This window comes from Paenibacillus spiritus, from assembly GCF_008710135.1.
GTDB lineage: Bacteria > Bacillota > Bacilli > Paenibacillales > Paenibacillaceae > Paenibacillus_AQ > Paenibacillus_AQ glufosinatiresistens.
Map to the genome: position 1 here is coordinate 13,617 of NZ_VYKK01000027.1, position 21,874 is coordinate 35,490.

Genomic DNA, 21,874 nt, shown 5'->3' on the forward strand with positions numbered 1-21,874 from the left:
TATGAACCGAAGAATCTGGACAAATATCGGACGGGAGCTGCGGGAGAGCCGCTGGGGCATTGCGGCCCTTGCGCTGCTCGGCGTGCTGGTGCTGGGCGCGCTGCTGGCCTTTCTCTCGCCGTATGACCCCAATCAAATGAATGTGATGGACCGGCTGCAGCCGCCGGGAGCGGACCATTGGTTCGGAACGGATGAATACGGGCGCGATTATCTTGCCCGGGCGCTGTACGGCGGACGAATCTCGCTGCTCGTCGGCTTCTCCGCCATGCTGGTCGCCTCGCTGATCGGCGTGACGGTCGGGGTGATCAGCGGCTATTTCGGAGGCTGGGTGGATTCGGTGCTGATGCGGATGCTGGATATTATTCTGTCTATCCCGTCGTTCCTGATTCTGCTGCTGCTCAGCGTCTTTCTGAAGCCGAACGTAATCAGCCTGATTCTGATTATTGCTTTTCTGATGTGGATGAACATCGCCCGGGTCGTCCGCGCCGAGACGATGACGCTGAAGGAGCGCGAATATGCGCTCTACGCCAAGGCCTCCGGCCAGAACACGCCGGGCATCATAGTGAAGCATATTCTTCCCGGACTGATCCCGACGATCATTGTCGGCGCGACCAACAGCATCGCCTCGGCGATTCTGATGGAGTCGTCGCTCAGCTTCCTGGGCTTCGGCATCCAGCCGCCGAATGCGACCTGGGGCAGCATGCTCAACAGCGCGCAGGGCTCGATGGCCCAGGCGCCGTATCTGGCGGTGTTCCCGGGGCTGCTGATTCTGTTGACGGTGCTCTGCTTCAATGTGCTGGGCGATATTCTGCGGGTCGGCTTCGAGCCGAAGCTGCTGAAGCGATAAGGAGGAGACGCAAGATGACTGAGCCTTTGCTGTCCGTAGACGATCTGAAGGTCTCCTTCCGGACGCGGGATGGAGAGAACGAGGCGGTGCGGGGAGTCAGCTTTCATATGGAAGAAGGCGAGACTCTCGGCATCGTCGGCGAATCCGGCAGCGGCAAAAGCGTGACCGCCAAGTCGATTATGGCGCTGATCCAGCCTCCCGGCCGGATTGCCTCCGGCACGGTAAAGTACCGCGGCCGCAATCTGCTGGAGCTGCCGGAGAGGGAATGGCGGCGGATTCGGGGGAACCGGATCGCCATGATTTTTCAGGACCCGATGACTTCGCTCAATCCGCTTCGCCGGATCGGGGACCAGATCACGGAAGTGATCCGGCGCCACCGCGGCTTGTCGAAGGCGGAGGCGGCCGAGGAAGCGGTCCGGCTGCTGGCCGATGTCGGCATTACGAACCCGCGCGAACGGCTGCGCCAGTATCCGCATGAATTCAGCGGCGGCATGCGCCAGCGGGTCGTGATTGCGATGGCCCTATCCTGTTCGCCGGAGCTGCTGATTGCCGATGAACCGACGACCGCGCTCGATGTGACGATTCAGGCGCAGATTCTGGAGCTGTTCAAGGATCTCCGGGAGAATTCCCGAACCGCCGTTGCGCTCATTACCCATGATCTCGGCGTGGTGGCGCAGGTGTGCACGCGCGTGATCGTGATGTACGGCGGACTGATTATGGAAGAAGGCAGCGTAGAGGATATCTTCCGCCGCCCGCAGCATCCGTATACGCTCGGACTGCTGCGTTCGCTGCCCAAGCGGGGGGCGGAAGGGCGGGAGCGGCTGACGCCGATTGAAGGCTCGCCGCCCGAGCTGCTGAACCCGCCGCCGGGCTGTCCGTTCCGGGACCGCTGTCCGCATGCGTTCGCGCGCTGCGTGGAGCGTCCGCCGGCGTTTGAGCTGGGCGAGGGACACCGCTCCGCCTGCTGGCTGGCCGAGGAGATGGCCGCCGGTGTCCAAGCGAAGAGCGGGACGGCGGCTACGACAGATAAGGAGCGTGCGGCCGATGGCAACCGGGAATAAAGAAGTGCTGGTGGACGTCAGCGGGTTGAAGAAGCATTTTGTTGCCGAGCGCGGACTCTTCGGCCGCCGGGAGAGCGTGCTGAAGGCGGTCGACGGCGTCAGCTTCCAGATCCGGCGCGGCGAGACGTTCGGGCTGGTCGGAGAGTCGGGGAGCGGCAAGTCAACGGTCGGCCGCTGCCTGCTGCGGCTGTACGATTACACCGCAGGCGAGGTGCGGTTCGGCGGCCAGCCCATCGGCGGGCTGGGAGAGAAGGCGCTGAAGCCGTTCCGGCGGCGGATTCAGTCGATTTTTCAGGATCCGTATTCGTCGCTGAACCCCGGGCTGAATGTGCTGGAGCTGATCGCGGAGCCGATGAAGATTCACGGCCTGTACCGGCCCGGCAAGAGCCGGGAGGAAGTGGTGGCGCTGCTGGAGAAGGTCGGCCTCAAGAGCGAGCATCTGTACCGGTATCCGCATGAATTCAGCGGCGGCCAGCGGCAGCGCATCTCGATTGCCCGCGCCCTGTCGGTGCGGCCGGAGTTCGTCGTCTGCGACGAGCCGATCTCGGCGCTCGACGTATCCGTGCAGGCCCAGGTCGTCAACATGCTGGAGGATCTCCAGCAAGAGCTTGGCCTGACCTACCTGTTCATCGCGCATGATCTGTCGATGGTCCGGCATATTTCGGACCGGATCGGCGTCATGTATGCGGGCCGGCTGGTCGAGGTGGCGGACAGCGATGAGCTGTACGACAATCCGCAGCATCCGTATACGCGGGCGCTGCTGTCGTCCATGCTGGAGCCCGATCCGACCGGCAGCGGCGAGCGGGTGCTGTTCGACCGCCGCGCGCTGCGGTTCGAGGCGGGAGAGGGCGGCGAGCTTCGCGAGGTTGCGCCGGGCCATTGGGTGGCGGACTACCGCCAATAAGGCAAGAGAATCGGCGGCGGCCTGCCGCGAAGGAGGAGAAGAGAATGACGGAGAGCATCGGGAACGGAAGAAGCGGAGCGGCTGCCGGGACGGAGGGCCCGGTCAAGCTGTCGCAGTGGGACGCGCTGCTGCTGGAGTCGTTGCGCAGCCGGGGCTGGAGCAGCGAAGAGCTGATTGCGCGGGTGCGCGAAGGAAATCTTCCCGCAGACGACAGCGAGTTCGAGTTCGACTACCGGCGGCTGACGGAGCTGGAAGCCGAGAATCCGGAGGCGTACCGCCGGGCGGTCGTCTCGGGCTACCGCATCAAGTACAACACGATCCGGGGCATCCGCAGCTGGATTCAGGTAGCGCTCGGCCGGGAGCCGGAACTGGAGCTTGAAGAAGGCAAGGAAGCGGTCCGGGCCCGGCTGACCGCCGCCCAGGCGCAGCGGCTGGAGGAGGTTCTCTCTCCGGGCTGGCGGATGGACAGCGGCCTAAAGGCCGGAGCGGCTACGGAGGAAGCGGTCGAGGTGACAATTGTCCCGGAGCGGCCGGAGTAACCGGATAAACGAAATATTCGGTGGAACCAAAAGCGATAAGGATACCCCTTGGAAGCCGAGCCGGCAACGGCTCATCAGGCGGACAGGGGGTATATTTGTATAGAGGGAAATACATCTGGAGGTCTTCGTTCATTGAAATGATTTCCCGTACGTTATATCCTTGAAGACAAGAACGTTAATGGACAGGGAGACTATGGAAATGGATAAAGAGGCGGATTTACAGCGCGAGCTTGAGCATCTGCGGGGCGCGCTCGGATATGATTTCATGGCGATTGCGCTTCCGGAGCCCGCCGAGGAGCAGTTCGTCATTAAATGGAGATATGCCGCCGGCAATCTCAATGAACGCTATCGGCGAATCGTACTGCAGACCGGCAAGGGAGTGGCGGGCATCGTCTTCAAGACGGGCAAGCCGATGTGGCTGCCGTCCGTGCAGGAGGCGATCAGCGACGAGAACCTGTTCCACTATCCCATCATCAATCTGGAGAAGCTCAAGAGCCTGGCGGCCGTCCCGCTGTGGAACGACGCCCGCGTGGCGGGCGTCCTGCTGGGCGGCTTCCGCGAACCTGAGCGGGTCACCGAGAGCCATCTGGAGGAAATGCTGAAATGGGCCAAGAAAGGTATCGGAGACTTCAACGGAAAGGAATGGATGTCCAATTGACGGCCAAGGTGGATGCGGATACGCTGAACCGGCTGACGGGCCTGCTGTTCGCGAACAGCCGGGAAGCGATCATACTGGTTGACGGCTCGGGCGGAATTGTGGCGATGAACCGGGCCGCGGAGGAAATCATGGGACCTGCGGTAACGCAGGAGCTTCACCGGCTTCAGGAGCGGGCCATCTGCGAAGCTTGCCGGGGCTATACGAGCGAGACCGAGCTGCGCACCTGCGCCGATTGCTACCTGAACGCGCCGGATACGTCGAACTTCAGTTCTTTCCAGGTGTTCCTGGAGACCGGGGGGAAAGGTCCCGAGCCGTATACGGCTTCCTTTCAGCTGATAGATCCTGAACGGGGCATCCGGGCCTTCATGCTGCGCAACCAGACCCGGCAGTATCAGGCGCAGGAGACGTATTACCGGAACAAAATGATCAAGCATGTGCTGGAGGCCCAGGAGAACGAGCGCCGCCGGATTTCCCGGGAGCTGCACGACAGCGTCGCCCAGGAACTGATGAGCGCGATGGTCGATCTGCGTGTGCTGAAATATATGACCCAGGACCAGAGTCTGATCGGCAAAATGCAGCAGACGAAGGCCGTCCTCACCCGTCTGCTCGGAGATATCCGGAACTTGTCGGTGGAGCTTCGCCCCGCAACGCTGGATGACTTCGGCCTGGAGGCGGCCTTCCGCTCGCACTTCAAGCGTCTGGAAGAGAATTACGGCTTCGGCGTCGAATTCGTCTCCGAGCTGCCTTGCCGCCGGTACCCGAGCGAGATCGAGACCGTGATCTACCGCGTCTGCCAGGAAGCGGTGCTGAACGCGATGAAGTATGCGCAGGTCGACGAGGTGCGCGTCACGCTGACCGAGAACGAAGGACGTCTTCGGCTCACGGTCTCCGATGACGGGGCGGGCATGACTCCCGGCGCGGAGCCGTCGGGGACGGGGCTTGGCCTGTACGGCATGCGCGAGCGGACGGAGCTGGTCGGCGGCAGCTTCACCCTGGATTCGCGCCAAGGGGGCGGAACGACGATTACAGCCGAAGTTCCGGCCGCCGGAGATTGCCTATGAAGATTGTAATCGCGGATGACCACGCCATTGTGCGGAGCGGATTTACAATGATTCTGAACTTTCAGCCCGATATGGAAGTGATCGGGACGGCGGCGGACGGAGCCGAAGCCTATGCGGCTGTGGCGAAGCTGCGCCCCGACATCCTGGTAATGGATGTCAGCATGCCGCCCGGCGAGAGCGGGCTGGTGGCGACAGGGAAGATCAAGGCCGATTTTCCCGAGACCCGGATTCTGATACTCACCATGCACGATGATGAGGAATACCTGTTCCATGTGCTCAAGAACGGAGCGTCCGGCTATGTGCTCAAGAGTGCGCCCGACGAGGAGTTGCTGCTCGCGATCCGGACCATCTACGAAGGCGGCACCTACATCCATCCGAAGATGGCCAATTCACTGGTGCGCGAGCTGTTCAGCCGGACCGAGACTTCCGGAAGCGCCGGGGATGATACGTTCGAGCAGCTGTCGGTGCGGGAGCTGGAGGTTCTGCCGCTGATTGCCAAGGGCTACGGCAACAAGGAGATCGCCGAGAAGCTGTTCATTTCCGTCAAGACGGTAGAGGCCCACAAAGCCAAGATCATGGGCAAGCTGAATCTCAAAAGCCGTCCGGAGCTCGTCGAGTATGCGCTCAAGAAGAAGCTGCTGGACCGCTGACGGAGAACGGATTTGTACATTCTGCAACAAATTTATGGATATTGTGCGGCGGATGAAGGACTTCAACCGCCCGAACCAAGCGCCTGTTGTGCGGAACAGGCGCTTTTTGGCGTCAGCTTAGAGGGGGATAGGAACCCTTAAGGGTTTTTTGCCCCGACAAATAGAAGTTTCCCTAATAGGATCGGCTGCCGGAAAGTGGTACCTTGAAAACAAGAGAAGAAAGTGAAAAAGTTCACAACCTTACATGATATGTTAGCTAACAAGCAGGAGGGGAACAAAGTGGAAAAAGAACGTCTGGTACTCGTCGGAAATGGTATGGCAGGGGTTAGAACCCTGGAAGAGATCCTCGATCGAGATCCCGCGAAATATAAATTGACAGTGATTGGTGAAGAAGCTTACACGAACTACAACCGGATTATGCTCTCCAATGTGCTCCAGAACAAAATGACGGTCGAGGAGATTATCACGCATCCCCGCGAATGGTATGAAGAGCATGGAATCGAACTGATCCACCATGATCCGGCGGTCGATATGAATACCGCGGACAAGACCGTTGTGACGGCAAGCGGCCGCACCGTTCCTTATGATCTGTGCATTCTGGCGACAGGCTCGCGTTCGTTCATTCTGCCGATTGAAGGATCGAATCTGCCGGGCGTCCTCGGCTTCCGCACCATCGACGATACGGTGGCGATGCTGGAGATGGCGAAGCAGTACAAGAAGGCCGCGGTGATCGGCGGCGGTCTGCTCGGTCTGGAAGCGGCCAAGGGGCTGGTCGATCAGGGTATGGACGTTACCGTTATTCACCTGGAGAAATGGCTGATGGAAGTACAGCTCAACGAACCGGCCGGCAACCTGCTCAAGCGCGATCTGGAGAAGCAGGGCCTGAAGTTCCTGATGCAGAAGAAGACCGTCCGCATTACCGGCGACACGCGCGTAACCGGCTTGGAATTCAGCGACGGCACCACGCTCGAAGCGGATCTCGTCGTCATGGCGGCCGGCATCCGGCCGGAGACAGCGCTGGCGCGCAAGGCGGGTCTGGAAGTAGAACGCGGCATCGTTGTGGACGACTACCTCGCCACGAGCGCGCCTAGCGTCTACGCCGTCGGCGAATGCGCGCAGCACCGCAGCCGGGTCTATGGCCTCGTCGCTCCGCTGTTCGAGCAAGGGCGCGTGCTTGCGGACGCGCTGACGATGGGCAAGGGAGCGCCTTACCAGGGCAGCACGACGTACACGTCGCTGAAGGTATCGGGCTGTGACCTGTTCTCGGCGGGCATCATCCGCGAGGAAGAGGACGTGCAGGCGATTGAAGCGCTGGACGGATTGGCCGGAAGCTACAAGAAGATTTTTGTCAAGGATAACCAGGTTGTGGGCATTGTTCTCTACGGAGATACCAGCGAAGAGAACCGCTACCTCAAGATGCTGACCCAGAAGCAGGACATCTCGGGACTCACTTCCGTATCGCTTCTCTCGGCCGGCGGCTGCTGCGGCGGGGCATCTGCTGACAGCGTTGTGGACTGGGCGGATGAAGAGACGGTCTGCGGCTGCAACGGGGTCACCAAGGGAACCATCGTGAACGCCATCCAGACCAAAGGGCTGACTTCGGTAGCCGAAGTAACCAAGGCGACCAAGGCCGGCGGCTCCTGCGGCAAGTGCAAGGGCATGATTGACGAGCTGCTTACAGCCGTGATTGGCAAGGATAAGGTGGTAGCGAAGAACGGCATCTGCGGCTGCACGGATTTGAGCCGGGATGAGATCGTTCTGAAGATTCATGAAATGGGCCTGATGACTACGCGCGAAGTGTATGAGAAGCTCCAGTTCCGCAATCCGGAAGGCTGCTCGAAGTGCCGCCCGGCGATCAACTTCTATCTGAACGTCGCCTTCCCGGATGAACATCTGGACGAGAAGGAATCCCGCTTCGTCAACGAACGGATGCACGGCAACATTCAGAACGACGGCACGTTCTCGGTCATTCCGAGAATGCGCGGCGGCAAGACAACTCCGGAGCAGCTTAAGAAAATTGCGGAAGTTGCGGCGAAATACGATGTGCCGCTCGTCAAAATCACGGGCAGCCAGCGCATCGGCCTCTACGGCGTGAAGAAAGAGGATCTGCCGGAAATGTGGGAAGAACTCGACATGGATTCCGCATCGGCATACGCCAAGGCGGTCCGTTCGGTCAAGACCTGCGTCGGCGCGAACTTCTGCCGCTTCGGCACCCAGGACTCGATGGGGCTCGGCATCAAGCTGGAAGAGCGTTATGAATACATCGACACGCCGCACAAGTTCAAGATGGGCGTATCGGCCTGCCCGCGGAGCTGCGTGGAGACGGGCGTGAAGGATTTCGGCGTCATCGGCGTCGAGAACGGCTTCCAGATCTATATCGGCGGCAACGGCGGTACGGAAGTCAAGGAAGGCAAGCTGCTGACGACGGTGGAGACGGAGCAGGAAGTAATTGATATCTGCGGCGCCATGCTGCAATACTACCGCAAGACCGGCATTTACGCCGAGCGGACGGCTCCGTGGCTGGAACGCCTGGGCTTCGAGCAGGTGAAATCGGTTCTGCTGGACCCCGAGCAGCGCAAAACGCTGCTGGAAGAGCTGGACCGTTCGACGGAAGGCAAACGCCGCAATCCTTGGAATGAAGTCGTCCGCAGTGAAGCGGTTCGCAACGAACTGTACACAGTAGAAAGGGTGTAAGCGATGGGACTGGAACAAGCAAGCGCAGTGCAGGAGAAGATTCGTGTCGTTCGGATGGAGCAGCTGCTGCCCCGCATTGGCCGCTCTTTCCGGATCAAGGATGAAGAGATCGCGGTATTCCGTCTCTCCGACGGAACCATTAAGGCCGTCGGCAACAAGGGCCCCAACAAGCTGGGGCCGCTGGCGGAAGGCACCGTGTCGGGAGAGTATGTGTTCTGCCCGGTCCGCGACTGCCGGGTATCCCTGATTGACGGCCGGGTGCAGGAGCCGGACGAGGGCAGCGTGCCCACTTATGCAACGACCGTCGAGGACGGAGAAGTCTTTATCTGGGTATAGGAGGAGTTCGTGATGGATTATGTAAAACCGGGTGAGGTGCTGGCTTCCATGCTGGAAGCCGGCCAGACGAAGGCTGAAATGTCCTGGAGCCGGCAGTTGATCCGGGGGCTGGTTGCCGGCCTTATCCTGGCCTGCGCAACAACGCTCGCTTATACGGCAGCCGGGCAGACCGGGATTCCGCTGGTCGGCGCCCTGCTGTTCCCGGTCGGCTTCGTCATGATCGTGCTGCTCGGGCAGGATCTCGTTACCGGCAACTTTGCCCTGATTCCGATGGCGGCGCTCGAGCGCCGCACAACGGCAGCCAAGATGCTGGGCAATTTCTTCTGGGTAATTGTCGGCCATCTGATCGGCTGCGCCGCCTACGCGGCGCTGTACAGCCTGACGATCTCGAAGATGGGCAACGACATGTCGAATCCGCTCATTCAGACCGTCATCTCGGCTGCCGAAGCCAAGACGACCGCCTACAAGGCCATGGGCGGGGACGGCTGGACGCTGGCGTTCATCAAGGCAATCCTGTGCAACTGGATGGTTACGCTGGGCGTGCTGCTGTCGATGACCTCCAAGTCCACCGCCGGCAAAATCATGGCCATGTGGCTTCCGATCCTGACCTTCTTCGCCCAGGGCTTCGAGCACACCGTCGTCAACTTCTTCGTCATCCCGGCCGGCATGATGCTGGGCGCGAACGTCAGCTTCGGCGACTGGTGGATCTGGAACGGGATTCCGGTGCTGCTCGGCAACTTCGTCGGCGGCGTCCTGCTGACAGGCCTGCTGTTCTACTTCTCGCAGCAGCGTCTGCGCGACGGACGGAAGGCTTATGAAGCCTCCCGGACGGCAGCAAGAGCGGCAGCGCCTGCTGGAATGGCTCCCGCCAAAACCGGTACGGAAGCATGAGAGGCGGGGCGATTGCCATCGTCGGCGCCGGCCCCGGAGATCCCGAACTGATTACGCTCAAGGCGCTTCGCCGGATTGAGGCGGCCGATGTCATTCTGTACGACCGGCTGGTCAGCGGCGAACTGCTGGATTACGCCCGTGAAGGAGCGCTGCGCATCTACTGCGGCAAGGCTCCCGGACGGCACGCGATGACCCAGGAGAACATTCAGCGGGTCATGCTGGAGCATGCCTTGGCCGGAAGCCGGGTCGTCCGCCTGAAAGGCGGCGATCCTTACGTCTTCGGCAGAGGCGGCGAGGAAGCGATCGCAGCGGCGCAGCAGGGCATTCCGTATGAGGTGATTCCCGGCATTACGTCGTCCATCGGCGCGGCGGCTTCGGCCGGTGTGCCGCTGACCCACCGGGGGTTGTCCGGTTCGTTCGCCGTCGTAACGGGGACCCGGGCGGAGGAGTCGTCCCCCAAGACCCGGTGGGACTGCCTGGCCCACGGCGTAGATACGCTTGTCATCTACATGGGCACGGCGCAGATCGGCGAGATTCGCCGGGAGCTGCTGGCCCACGGGAAGAGCGCATCCACGCCGGTCGCGCTGATCGAGAACGGCACGACTTCGGCCGAGCGCACCTTTGTCGGCACGCTCGGCGGCATGGAGAAGCTGGCCGCTTCCGTACAGCTGCGCAATCCGGCGCTGATCGTGATCGGCGAGACGGTCCGGGTGCGGGAGCAGCTGCTGGCGCTGGAACGGATGGCGGAGCAGCGGGTAGTCGGCTGAAGCCGGGCGAACAGGGAGAGGCAATCGCTCCATTCCTTAGAAAATCAAGCCGCATACGAAAGACCCGCGTCCGTAGAGACGCGGGTCTTTGTGTTGCAGGTCACGCTTGCCGGAGAGAGACGTGTTCAGCCGGGACGGATTGAAGCGTCTACTGGCCGCCGCTGCCGCCGTGCTCCCCGTTGTGGCTGCCGGGAGCGTAGCCGGACTGGAATACGAAGAACCACATCACGCCAAAGCCTACAGCACCGATCAAGGTTAGGAAGCCGCCGAACTCGTACATGTTCTGGGCGCCGAAGTTCTGGAACAGCCACCCGCCCAGCACACCGCCGGCTACCCCGGCAATGCCGCTCCAGCCCAGCGTGAAGAAGGCATGGCCCGACGAGCGGAAGGGGCGCGGGAGCAGCAGCCGGGTCAGCTGCGCGCCGACATAGAAGAAGCCGCCGAACGTAGTGCTGTGCATAATCTGGATCAGGGCAACTTCACGCGGCGTCGTCGCCTGGGCGGTGAGCCACCAGCGGAAGACGAACAGCAGGCTGACGAGCGCGAGCCATCCGAGCAGCGCCGGCACCGAGCGCCGCAGATAGCGTTCACACAGCTTCAGCACGCCGATCTCCAGAAAGGCGGACAGGAAGACGGCCAGTCCGACAATGGAACGGGAGCCGCCCATGTCGGTGATATACAGCGACAGGAAAGTCGTGTTCATCGTGTTCGGGATGGAGACGAGCAGTCCGAAGATCAGGAACGACAGGAAATACGGATTGCGGATCACTCTGCCGATTCCCCGGAACGGATTGGGGGCCACGGCGAATCCGCCGCTGCCCCGGCTCAGGGGGGGCAGCGCGGCGAGCGACAGCATCGCCGCCCCCAGGAGAGCGGCGAAGAGGAACGCCAGCGACGAGATTCCCGCCCGCTCCAGAACGGGACCGGCCAGCAGCGCCGTCAGCGCCCAGCCGACCGAGCCCCACAAGCGGAAGGAGCCGAAGGGGCGTCCGGTATCGCTGATGTAGCTCAGCGTCAGCGTATGGGTCTGGGCCAGCAGCGGCGTCTGGCAGAAATAGAACAGCAGCATGGCCGTATAGAGCGTTTCATATGTATGGGCGCCGAAGGCCAGCTCTGCGAACAGAAGCGTGCCGGTCAGCATCATCAGAACGATTCGCCGGACATGGGGGTAGCGGTCGCTCGACAGTCCCCAGAACGGATTGGCGAAGATCGAGACCAGCGGGCCGAAGGCCAGCAGCAGGCCGATCTCCAGCTTGTTCAAGCCCCTGTCTTGGAGGTACAGCGGAAAATAAGTGGCGAACAGCACCATAGCGCCGTAGACAAAGAAAGTGAACCCTTTCAGAACAAAGGGCGAAGAGGATTTATCCGGTTCTTCCCGCACCACGTAATGCTCCTTTCACATGCGGTTTCGGCATCTGAAATCCCGCTGCGTCTCCCGCAGACGGACAGCCGATGCTATCACTGTATCATTAGTTGAAAGGGGATACAAACCAACAATTATCTAAATTTGTGCTTGGCTGGATAACAAGGACGCATTCTTGCCACAATCACCGGAGGAGGAAGCGGGGACAAGCGCGCCCCGGGCGCAGGGCTTCGGGGCGTATGTCATAACGGGGAGGGAAGGCGGTGCGGCCGGAGAGGCTGCAGGCCTCCCCTATCCGCCGATTTGCGACATCCGCCGCGCGGTCGGCGTGCGGCTCTGATCCTTGCCGGCCAGGGCCAGCGCCATTTCATGGCTGAGCGGCTTGCCGGCCAGCGCGGTGCGGAACAGGGCGCGGACCGCTTCCGGATCGGAGGCGAGCGGGCGGACGTGGTATTCGTCCGACCAGTACAGACAGGCCTTGATATGGCCGTCGGCGGTAAGGCGCAGCCGGTTGCAGCCCTCGCAGAAGTGCTCGCTGACCGGGTGAATCAGGCCGAAGGTTCCGGCCGCACCCGGGACGCGGAGATCCTGCGAGGGGCCGCCCCCGGCGGGAGCTTCGGCCGCTTCGGCCGCCCAGCCGGCATCCCGGCAGGCCTGGGCGACGCGCTCCAGCGGAAGATAAGTCTGCCGCCAGGCATCGGAGGCTTCGCCGATCGGCATATATTCGATGAACCGCACATGCAGCGGGCGGTCCAGCGTCAGCGAGATGAAGTCGGCGATCTCGTCATCGTTGATGCCCTTCATCAGCACGACGTTCAGCTTGATCGGGGCAAGGCCGGCGGCCTGGGCCGCTTCAATCCCCTTCAGCACCCGGGCGACATCGCCGCCCCGGGTAATCCGGGCGAAGCGGTCGGGCCGGAGCGAATCCAGGCTGATATTGACGCGGGCGAGCCCGGCTTCCTTCAGTGCGGCCGCCTTGCCGGGGAGCAGCAGGCCGTTCGTCGTCAGCGACAGCTCCAGGCCGCTGTCTATGCCGGCCAGCATGGCGACCAGCCGCTCCAGTCCGGGCCGCACAAGCGGCTCGCCGCCGGTGAGGCGGATTTTGCGGAGGCCGGCCGGTACGAGGGCGCGCACGACGGCGGCGATCTCGTCATCGTTCATGATCTGCTCGGAGGGCTGGAATGTCATGCCCTCGGCGGGCATACAATATATGCAGCGAAGGTTGCAGCGGTCAGTCACAGAGATGCGCATATAGTCGTGTACCCGGCCGAATGAATCTGTCAGCGCGTCCATGTCAGGTCCTCCCTCGTCTGCTGCCGGGCGTTGTCTGCCATCCCGGTTGGTTGGTACAAATTTTAATCTCTTCGCGCAGGGCCGTCAATGCGGAGCGCCGTTTTTCATCGTCATGCACAATACGGGCGTTGGAGGCTGGAAGAAGGAGAATTTGACAGTCCTGCGACAAATGAAAGCGTTTTGCCATAGAATAGCCATGAAAAGCGCTTACATTACCGTTTATAATGAAAACAGGAACAGGCGGTTCCCTAATTCCGCGCTGTTTCGTACAGATGACCGGCGGGCTTAAGGTCCGGCAAGCGATATGGAATGGGGTACGGAAGCTCGCGGGCCTCCCGCAACCGCCGGGTACACACAAGGAGGAAACCAATCATGACTTCACGGAATGCCCCTTCACTTGTTGTGCCGGATGCCTGCGAACGCTGGCTGGAAGGCAGAGGTTCCCTGTATCAGCTGTATGCGGAATTTCTCGGCCGGAGACCGAAGCTCTCCATGATCGCCGAATGGAGCCTCGACCGGCGGATCGGAGCGCTTCTGGACGGATTGGACAGCGGCCGGGAGCTGAGAAGCTGCCTGTACACCCGGAATGCGGGCGATCTGCCCGGCATTTGGGAGCGCGAGGCCCAGGAGTACGACCGTCTGACTAGCCTCCGGGCAGCCGGACTGGCGGCGGCCCGGGAATCGGAGCTGCGCGGCGAGAAAGAGGATTTCTGCAATGTGCTCTCCGGCATCTATGCCGAATCGGGCATTGTATTCAAGAAATGCGGCGCTGAAGCCGATGACCATATTGCGATTGAGCTGGAATTCATGAGTATTCTCCATGAAGAAATGATGTTTAACAGCTTCTCGGTACGAAGCGCTCTGGAACGGCTGGAGACCCAGGAGAAGTTCCTGGAGGAGCACCTGCTGCTGTGGGCGCCCGGCTTCTGCGCCAAGCTGACCGCTGCAACGGAGAGTCCGCTGTACCGGGGCCTGGCCCGTCTGCTGGAAGAATTTCTGCCTTATGATCTGGAAATGCTGCGCTCCTGGAGAGCGGCGCTGGAAGCGGGTTCGGCCGCTCTGGTCTGACGGCTGTCCCGCCGCGTATCCGGGAACGAACGATAACGGCAGGGCCCTTGGAGGCTCTGCCGTTTGTTTGCGTTCGGCTTTCGGGTCTATAATGGAGGGAATAGGGGAGAGGGGGATGAGAATGGGACTGTATGTCGGTCTGGATATTGGGACGACCAGCACCAAGGTTTTTGCTTACGATGAACAAGGGAATATACGCGGAAGCGGACAGTCCGGGTATTCGCTGCTGGTGCCTGAGCCCGGGAGAGCGGAGCAGCGTCCGGACGATATCGTCCGGGCGGTGACCGAAGCGTTCCGGTTGGCCAAAATCGCCTCTGGCGCCAAGGCCGGCGACATCGCGGCCGTTGGGGTCAGCACCGCCATGCACTCCTTGATGGCGGTCGACGGCGACGGCCATCCCCTGACGCCGCTTGTGACCTGGGCGGATAACCGCAGCGCCCCCCAGATCGGGGAGCTGAAGCGCCGGGGGCTGGACCAGCGGCTGTATGAGCTGACGGGAACGCCGGTGCATCCGATGTCTCCGCTCGGGAAGCTGCTGTGGTGGCGGGAGAACCAGCCGGAGATGTTCGCGAAGGCGGCCAAATTCATCTCCATTAAAGAATACGTATTCCATCGCTTCTTCGGCACGTATGCGCTCGATATCTCGCTCGCTGCGGCCACGGGGCTGCTGCGGGTGGAAGGCGACGACTGGTGCGAGGAAGCGCTGGAGATTGCGGGCGTCGGCCGGGAGCGGCTCGGCGAATTGATGCCGGTCACCCAAGTGCTTAGGGGAATGCGCCCGGAAGCCGCGGAGCGCTGCGGCCTGCTGCCGGAGACGCCGTGGATTGTGGGAGGCAGCGACGGCGCGCTGGCCAATATCGGCTCCGGCGCGGCGGATTACCGCAGCACGGCGGTCACGATCGGGACCAGCGGAGCCGTGCGGCGCTTCGCCCCGAAGCCGGTAACGGACCCGCAGGGACGCACCTTCTGCTACGCCTTCGGCCAGGACCGCTGGCTGATCGGCGGACCGACGAACAACGGCGGAATTGCGCTGCGGTGGTTCAAGGAGCAGTTCATGCCGCCGGAACCGCCGGCAGGCGCCGGATCGGGCGCCGGACTTCCGGCCCAGGACCGCAGACAGCACCGGGGACGGCAGCGGAGCGGTCCGGTGCGAACCCAGGCTGCGCCGTCGGTCAGCCGCGGCTCGTTCGATGAGCTGATCGAGCAGGCGCTGAGCGTTCCTCCCGGTGCGGAGGGGCTGCTCTTCCTGCCGTACCTGAGCGGCGAGCGCGCGCCGCACTGGGACCCCAGCGCCCGCGGCGTGTTCGCCGGAGCGGGGCTGCACCATGAGCGCCGGCATTTTGCCCGGGCGGTGCTGGAAGGCGTCCTGCTGGCCGTCGACAGCGTCACCTCGGCGCTCGCCGAGCTGGCAGGGCCGCCGGAGCGGCTGCTGGCTTCGGGCGGCTTCGCGGCTTCGCCGGGCTGGACCGGCCTGCTGGCCGATATTTCCGGTGTCCGCATTGATGTGCCGGACACCTATGAAGCTTCCGCCCGGGGCGCGGCCATTCTGGCGATGCTGGGCATGGGCGCGATCACCTCGTTGGACGAGCTGGGTGGCGAACTGCCGATATTGCGCAGCCATCTGCCCGATGAACGGAGACGGGCTGTCTATGAGCGGGTCAAGCCGGTGTTCCGCCGGCTGTATGACCGGCTGGAGCCCGTCTTTCCGGAGCTGGCCGCGCTGCAGACGGCGCCGGATGCGCAGCGTCCGGCACGCGGATAGAGTTCAAAAAAGCCAACCCCGAATGATAAGGGGTTGGCTTTTTGAGTTCCGGTTCTCCGGCCGAAGGTTCAGAACCGGCGGCCGGGCGGTAATTATTCTTCTGTAGTCTTGCGGCGGAACTTCATCAGGAACTCGTAGACGATCGGGACGATCACCAGCGTCAGCAGCGTCGAGCTGACGAGGCCGCCGATAACCGTTACGCCGAGACCCTTGGAGATGATGCCTGCGCTGTTCTCAAGCCCGGTAACCAGCGGCAGCAGCGCGCCGATGGTCGCAAGCGCCGTCATCAGAATCGGCCGCAGACGGGTGCCGCCGGCTTCCAGAAGCGCTTCGCGGGTCGACAGACCTTCGCGCTCCTTGTGGATGACGCGGTCAATGAGCACGATGGCGTTCGTGACGACAATCCCGATCAGCATCAGTGCGCCCATGAGCGCCGAGACGTTCAGCGTCTCGCCTGCGATCAGCAGCGCCACGAGCGCGCCGATGACCGTGAACGGCAGCGAGAACAGGATGGCGAACGGCGCCAGCGCCCCGCCGAAGGTGACCACGAGGACGAAGTACACGATGGCGATGGCTGCCAGCATGGCAATGCCGAGCTGGCCGAACGTCTCGTTGATCTGTTCGGTCACGCCGCCGTAAGTGACGGTAACGCCGTCCGGAAGCTCCAGCTTGTCGATCTCATCCTGTACCTTGCCGGAGGCGCTGTTGACGTCGCTGGACAGGATATCGGCCGTGACGCTGACCGTCATCTTGCCGTTCAGACGGGTGATGGAGTCCGGGGAAGTGCCTTCCTCCACCTTGGCTACGTCGCCGATCCGGACCGGAATGCCCAGCGGGGACGTCAGCGTAGCATCTTCCATCTGGTCGATGCTGGTGTAGGTGGTGGCGTCGGTGTCGATATAGACGTTGTAGTTCTTGCCGTCCACCTTCACTTCCGTCAGGACCGGACGGGTGCCCGCAGGAGCGAGCTTCATCGCAATCTGTCCGGCCGTCAGACCGAGCGAGCTGAGCTTCTGCTGGTCGGCGACGATGGTGTACTGCCCGTAGGACTCGGACAGGCTCGTCTCGGCGTCCTTGAAGTTCTTCGTGTCTTTCTGGACGATGCCGAGAATCTGGTCGGCCACCGGCTTGATGTCCTCCAGCGAATCGCCGAAGATGTTGACGGTCAGCGACGAGCCGCCCAGACCGCCTCCGGACATGCCGGACATGTCGCCCCAGGTGCCGTCCGGCACGCTCTCGGTCAGGCCTTCGACCAGCTTCTCCTTCACCTTGTCAAAATCAGGCGTATTGCTGTCATATTCGATGTAGAACAATCCGCTGTTCCCTCCGCCGAAGCCGAACATGCCGCCTCCGCCGATGGAATACTGCATCTGGCTGACATGGTCCTGGGCCAGAATGTACTTCTCGGCCTTCAGCCCTTCTTCCTTGACGTCCTCCAGCGTCTGTCCGGCCTTCGGAGAGAAGGTCAGGATCACGTTCTTCTCTTCCTGGGAGGGCAGGAAGCTGACGCCGATCGGCTTGATAAGGAAGAGGCTCCCCACCAGCAGCAGCACGGCTGCGCCGAAGGTAATCAGCTTGTGGTTCAGCGTCCAGTTCAGAATCTTGCTGTAGCCGCCGGCCAGACGGCCCGGCTTCTCTTCATGGTTCCGCTTGTTCTTCAGACCCTTGCGGAACAGCGAGTGGGCCATCGCCGGCACGAGCGTGATGGCAACCAGCAGCGACGCCAGCAGCGAGAAGACCATCGTCAGCGCGAACGGCAGGAACAGTTCGCCGACCATGCCGCTGACAAAGGCGAGCGGCAGGAAGACCGCGATGGTGACGATCGTCGAAGACATAATCGGCACGAACATTTCCCGCGTGGCTGCGCTGATGAGCTCGCGGCCGCGGAGCTTCTCGCCGGAGAGCGTGAGGCGGCGGTAGATGTTCTCGATGACGACAATCGAGTCGTCGACGACGCGGCCGATGGCAACGGTCATGGCGCCGAGCGTCATCATGTTCAGGGTGATGTCCATCTGGCGCAGACAGAGCATGGCGATCAGCAGCGACAGCGGAATCGAGATGATCGAGATCAGCGTCGAGCGCAGATTGCGCAGGAAGATCAGAATGATGATGACGGCGAACAGGGCGCCGAAGGCGGCCTTGGACAGCATGGTGTTGACCGAATCCTGGATTGGCTTGCCCTGGTCGAGCAGAATATCCAGGTTAATATCCTTGAATTGGCCTTTCAGCTTGTCGATCTCCGACTTGACGTCGTTGACGACTTCGACCGTATTGGCGTCGTTATCCTTCACGATCTGGATGCCGATGGATTCCTTGCCGTTGGTGCGGGAGACGGATTCGGACTGGCCGATAACCTGAATGTCGGCGAGGTCGCCCAGCTTGACCGTGGGCAGGCTGAAGCCGGCAGGCGTCTGTCCGGCGGCAGAACCGGCTCCGGCATTGGCGGCCCCGGCGGCGGCTCCGGCATTGCCGGAAGCGCTGGCAGCTCCGGCGGCAGAACCCGCGCCCGAACCGGCAGCGGCACCCGATCCCGCGCCCTGCGGGATAATCGGAATGGCGACATTCTTGAGGTCATCGACGGTGACAATGTTGCCGTCGATCACGACCGCCTTCTGCGACTCGTCCAGGGTGAACAGGCCGAGCGGTGCATGAACCGACGAGCCCTGGATGATGCCCTTGACCGTATCTTCGGTCAGGCCGTACTGCTTCAGCTTGTCGGGATGGAACTTCAGGTTGACTTCCTTGACGTACTGGCCCGAGATCTGCACAGAAGCAACGCCGCCCAGGTCTTCCAGCGCCGGGCCAATGTCGTTCTCGGCGATTCGCGTCAGGCTCTCCAGATTCTGCGATCCGTTGGACGACAGGCTCAGGGAGATGACCGGCAGCGAGCTCAGGCTGAACCGGGTGATGGTTGGCTTCTGGGCGCCGTCCGGCAGCTTCACATCGTTGATCGCCTCGCGTACGGCGGCGGTGGCGTTGTCCAGGTTCGCGCCGTAGTCGAATTCAATGGTGACATTGGAGGCATTCTCCATCGAAGTGGAGTTGATGTTCTTGATGCCGTCCACATTGCGCAGCCGCTGCTCCATCGGCTTGCTGATGTCGTTGACGACGCCCTCGGGCGCGGCCCCCGGGTAGACGGTGGTGACGTTCAGAAAGGGAATGCTGATGTTCGGCAGCGTCTCCTGCTTCATCGTCAGGGCGCTGTACATGCCCCCGAATACGACGATGATCGTCAGGAGCCAGACGGCGAACTTGTTCTTCAGGGAAAACTGGATCAGGCTCTTCATAAAGTAAGGTAGTCTCTCCTTCTCTCTAATTTCGGTTCAGGTGTTCGAGATAAGCGGTCAACAGCGCCTCCAGCTCTCCGCAGGCTTCGGCAAGCGCCGGGTGCCCCGTCAGGTTGGACAGCATGCCGTTAATGACGGCTCTTCTCGGCAGGGGAAGGCGAACCTCTTCCTCCAGCACGGACAGCGACACCTCGATGTCCTCGCGCTCGCCCGCCTGAAAACTGTCGCTCGCAGCGGCGAGTTCCCGAAGCCGGCGGATGAGCTGAAGCGGATGCCGGAACGGGGGCTCTCCGCAGGAGATCAGTTCGGCCAGGCGGGAAGCCGACAGCAGCGGCTCGGCCTTTCCCTCGATCAGACCGGCCGCCACCATATCCAGCAGCCGGATGAAATGGTCGGCAATGGCGGGTACTTTCAGCGGAGAGAAGGGGTGGAACAGCGCCCGCACATAGGCGCCGACCATGCCGTCGGCGAACAGCCAGAGATCGCCCGAGTAGGGGGCAATTCCCGGTCCGTAGATCTCGCTAAGCCGCTTCCCGAACCAGGCAATCAGCGTCGGCTGCAAGTGGCGCATCCATTCGGCGGGCTTCTTGTCCCGTGTGCTCCCAACCCATTCCTGCACCTGGCGGAGCAGGAACTCCCGCAGCTCGTACAGGTGGTGAAGCAGAATCTCGATCTGCTCGCGCAGCTTCTCTCTCGGCGTCCGGCCGGGCGCGTGGTCCGCAGCCAGCAGAGGTCTGCTGATCAGCCGGAAGCAGTAGAGGAAGATGCTCTCTTCAAGCTCTTCCTTTGATTTAAAGGACAGATACAGGCTTCCCTTGGAGATGCCGCAGCGCTCGGCGATATCCTGCATGGAGGTCGATCCGGGTCCCTTGTCGGCATACAGCTCCATGGCGGCCTTGATAATCTGTGTTTTTTTGTCGGCGGTTCGGTCGGCCAATACGCTTAAGACTCCTTTCCCTGCACGGTAATCCGGCAGTCTGACTATCCGGTTCTCTGATTGACTGATTGGTCAAACCGATTATAGTACAGATGGCCGGAGAATACAAATTCAGCGGTTCCTTTCAGAAATCAATGGGAAGAATGGACAGGATCATGTACAATGTAGAGTGGGCCCACAGCGACTTTTATGTAAAGGTAGGTAATCATGAGAAGAGGTATTCAGGCGATCATTATCATAGGCGCTTTTCTCGCCTTCTATTATTTCGGAGTCGGCCTCTTCGGCAGCACGGCCGCAACCATCATCAGCGTCTTCTCGACGCTTGCGGTCGTCTCGATCTGTCTGGCGATCTTCATGGAGAACCGGAATCCCACAGCCACGCTGGCCTGGATTCTGCTGCTCGTTCTTATTCCGGTGGTCGGGCTCGTGTTCTACTTCCTGTTCGGACAGAACGTATTCAAACGCCGCAAGTACGACAAGAAAGCCGTCCGCACGCAGACGGCCTACGAGCGGATCGACAACGACGCGCTGCGCATGCACCAGGACTGGTCCATCTTCAATCCGGCGCAGCAGAAGCTGCTCGGTCTGTCCCAGCGGCTCGCGCGGACGCCGATTTCTTTTACCAGCGAGACCCGGGTGCTAACCAACGGCGAGGAGACCTTCGGCACGCTGCTGATGGAGCTCAGGCAGGCCCAGCACCATATTCATATGGAGTATTACATCTTCCGGGCGGATGAGATCGGAACCCGGATCAAGTCGATTCTGATCGAGAAGGCCAAGGCGGGCGTGAAGGTCCGGTTCATGGTGGATGCGGTCGGAAGCATGCAGCTGCCGCGCGCATTTCTGGACGAGCTGTCGGAAGCCGGCGTGGAGGTGGCGGCCTACGGAAAGTCGCGTTCCTTCTTCTCCAGCCGGGTCAATTACCGCAATCACCGCAAAATCGTCGTGATCGACGGCGACGTCGCCTTCATGGGCGGCCTCAACGTCGGCGATGAATACCTGAGCCGCAGCAAGACCTACGGATTCTGGCGCGATACCCACATGCTGGTGCGCGGCGAGGCTGTCCGGACCATGCAGATTATCTTCCTTCAGGACTGGATGCATACGACCGGCGAGCGGATTCTGGAGCAGGATTACCTGTCGCCGCAGCTTCGCTACACCGCGGGCGACGGCGCGGTTCAGATTATTCCGAGCGGACCCGACAATGAACGCCGGGCGCTCAAAAATATTTTCTTCGCGATGATCACCTCCGCCCGGAAATCGGTCTGGATTGCCTCTCCGTATTTCATCCCGGATGAGGATATCTACACGGCGATCCGCGTTGCCGCCATGTCGGGACTGGATGTGCGCCTGCTGTTCCCGGCCAAGCCGGACAAGCGGATTCCGTTCTTCGCTTCGCATTCTTACTTCCCGCTGATGCTCGACGCGGGGGTCAAGATCTACGAATACGAGAAAGGATTCATCCACTCGAAGATCCTGATAATCGACGGCGAAGTCGCAACCATCGGCACGGCCAACATGGACATGCGCAGCTTCCATCTCAATTTCGAGGTCAATGCGCTGCTGCTTCAGTCCGAGAGCGTCAAGCGCATTGTCTCCGACTTCGAGCGCGATCTGCTCTCGACCCGGCTGATTGTGCATGAGGAATTCATGCAGAAGCGTCTGCTGGAGCGTCTGCTCGAGTCGGGCGCCCGGCTGATGTCGCCGCTGCTGTAGCGGGAGCGCCGGGCCTTGGCTCGGCCTGTCCGGCAGGCAG

At 61.7% G+C, this 21,874-nt stretch carries 18 protein-coding genes; 14 read left to right on the forward strand and 4 right to left on the reverse strand.

Annotation, left to right across the window (positions count from 1 at the left end):
* Window position 1 precedes the first annotated feature (1 nt).
* The 11 genes from F4V43_RS16590 (at window position 2) to cobA (ending at window position 10,408) form a co-directional block, all read left to right on the forward strand.
* Window positions 2-847 (forward strand): ABC transporter permease, encoded by an 846-nt coding sequence (locus F4V43_RS16590; RefSeq protein ID WP_150459375.1) that lies wholly within the window; start codon window positions 2-4, stop codon window positions 845-847.
* 14 nt (window positions 848-861) lie between these two features.
* The gene (locus F4V43_RS16595; protein ID WP_150459376.1) at window positions 862-1,908 is read left to right on the forward strand and encodes an ABC transporter ATP-binding protein; all 1,047 of its coding nucleotides are present in this window, start codon (window positions 862-864) and stop codon (window positions 1,906-1,908) included.
* On the forward strand, window positions 1,892-2,812 hold the full coding sequence (locus F4V43_RS16600; RefSeq protein WP_150459377.1) for an ABC transporter ATP-binding protein: 921 nt from the start codon (window positions 1,892-1,894) through the stop codon (window positions 2,810-2,812). Before F4V43_RS16595 ends, F4V43_RS16600 begins: the two co-directional genes overlap by 17 nt.
* 44 nt (window positions 2,813-2,856) lie before the next feature.
* Window positions 2,857-3,351, forward strand: a complete 495-nt coding sequence (locus F4V43_RS16605; RefSeq protein ID WP_191089621.1) for a hypothetical protein — start codon at window positions 2,857-2,859, stop codon at window positions 3,349-3,351.
* Window positions 3,352-3,550: 199 nt separating this feature from the next.
* The gene (locus F4V43_RS16610; RefSeq protein WP_150459378.1) at window positions 3,551-4,009 is read left to right on the forward strand and encodes a GAF domain-containing protein; all 459 of its coding nucleotides are present in this window, start codon (window positions 3,551-3,553) and stop codon (window positions 4,007-4,009) included.
* On the forward strand, window positions 4,006-5,070 hold the full coding sequence (locus F4V43_RS16615) for an ATP-binding protein (RefSeq protein WP_223879935.1): 1,065 nt from the start codon (window positions 4,006-4,008) through the stop codon (window positions 5,068-5,070). The genes F4V43_RS16610 and F4V43_RS16615 overlap by 4 nt, the downstream gene beginning before the upstream one ends.
* Window positions 5,067-5,720 (forward strand): response regulator, encoded by a 654-nt coding sequence (locus F4V43_RS16620; protein ID WP_150459380.1) that lies wholly within the window; start codon window positions 5,067-5,069, stop codon window positions 5,718-5,720. Before F4V43_RS16615 ends, F4V43_RS16620 begins: the two co-directional genes overlap by 4 nt.
* A gap of 279 nt (window positions 5,721-5,999) precedes the next feature.
* Complete coding sequence (gene nirB / locus F4V43_RS16625) at window positions 6,000-8,414, forward strand: nitrite reductase large subunit NirB (protein ID WP_150459381.1); 2,415 nt, start codon at window positions 6,000-6,002, stop codon at window positions 8,412-8,414.
* A gap of 3 nt (window positions 8,415-8,417) precedes the next feature.
* A complete protein-coding gene (locus F4V43_RS16630; RefSeq protein WP_150459382.1) occupies window positions 8,418-8,750 on the forward strand; it encodes a nitrite reductase (NAD(P)H) small subunit in 333 nt (110 codons plus the stop codon).
* A gap of 12 nt (window positions 8,751-8,762) precedes the next feature.
* Window positions 8,763-9,641, forward strand: coding sequence for a formate/nitrite transporter family protein (locus tag F4V43_RS16635; protein ID WP_150459383.1), 879 nt, complete (start codon window positions 8,763-8,765; stop codon window positions 9,639-9,641).
* A complete protein-coding gene (gene cobA, locus F4V43_RS16640) occupies window positions 9,638-10,408 on the forward strand; it encodes a uroporphyrinogen-III C-methyltransferase (protein WP_150459384.1) in 771 nt (256 codons plus the stop codon). Before F4V43_RS16635 ends, cobA begins: the two co-directional genes overlap by 4 nt.
* A 148-nt stretch (window positions 10,409-10,556) precedes the next feature.
* On the opposite strand, the gene F4V43_RS16645 is transcribed toward cobA, so the two are convergent.
* Both F4V43_RS16645 and moaA read right to left on the reverse strand, forming a co-directional pair.
* Window positions 10,557-11,789, reverse strand: coding sequence for an MFS transporter (locus F4V43_RS16645; RefSeq protein WP_150459385.1), 1,233 nt, complete (start codon window positions 11,787-11,789; stop codon window positions 10,557-10,559).
* Between the two features lie 273 nt (window positions 11,790-12,062).
* Window positions 12,063-13,064: a GTP 3',8-cyclase MoaA gene (gene moaA, locus F4V43_RS16650; protein WP_150459386.1), complete on the reverse strand. Its 1,002-nt coding sequence runs from the start codon at window positions 13,062-13,064 to the stop codon at window positions 12,063-12,065.
* Between the two features lie 372 nt (window positions 13,065-13,436).
* Between moaA and F4V43_RS16655 the strand changes: the two genes are divergently transcribed.
* The gene (locus F4V43_RS16655; RefSeq protein ID WP_191089622.1) at window positions 13,437-14,132 is read left to right on the forward strand and encodes a molecular chaperone; all 696 of its coding nucleotides are present in this window, start codon (window positions 13,437-13,439) and stop codon (window positions 14,130-14,132) included.
* A 115-nt stretch (window positions 14,133-14,247) separates the two neighbouring features.
* Complete coding sequence (locus F4V43_RS16660) at window positions 14,248-15,894, forward strand: gluconokinase (RefSeq protein WP_150459388.1); 1,647 nt, start codon at window positions 14,248-14,250, stop codon at window positions 15,892-15,894.
* Between the two features lie 92 nt (window positions 15,895-15,986).
* Here the strand turns inward: F4V43_RS16660 and F4V43_RS16665 are convergent, their stop codons facing one another.
* Both F4V43_RS16665 and F4V43_RS16670 read right to left on the reverse strand, forming a co-directional pair.
* Window positions 15,987-19,181, reverse strand: coding sequence for an efflux RND transporter permease subunit (locus F4V43_RS16665; RefSeq protein WP_150459389.1), 3,195 nt, complete (start codon window positions 19,179-19,181; stop codon window positions 15,987-15,989).
* 25 nt (window positions 19,182-19,206) lie between these two features.
* Complete coding sequence (locus F4V43_RS16670; RefSeq protein WP_150459390.1) at window positions 19,207-20,118, reverse strand: TetR/AcrR family transcriptional regulator; 912 nt, start codon at window positions 20,116-20,118, stop codon at window positions 19,207-19,209.
* Between the two features lie 207 nt (window positions 20,119-20,325).
* Between F4V43_RS16670 and cls the strand changes: the two genes are divergently transcribed.
* Entirely contained in the window at window positions 20,326-21,834 is a 1,509-nt protein-coding gene (cls, locus tag F4V43_RS16675; RefSeq protein ID WP_150459391.1) for a cardiolipin synthase, read from the forward strand.
* Window positions 21,835-21,874 lie beyond the last annotated feature (40 nt).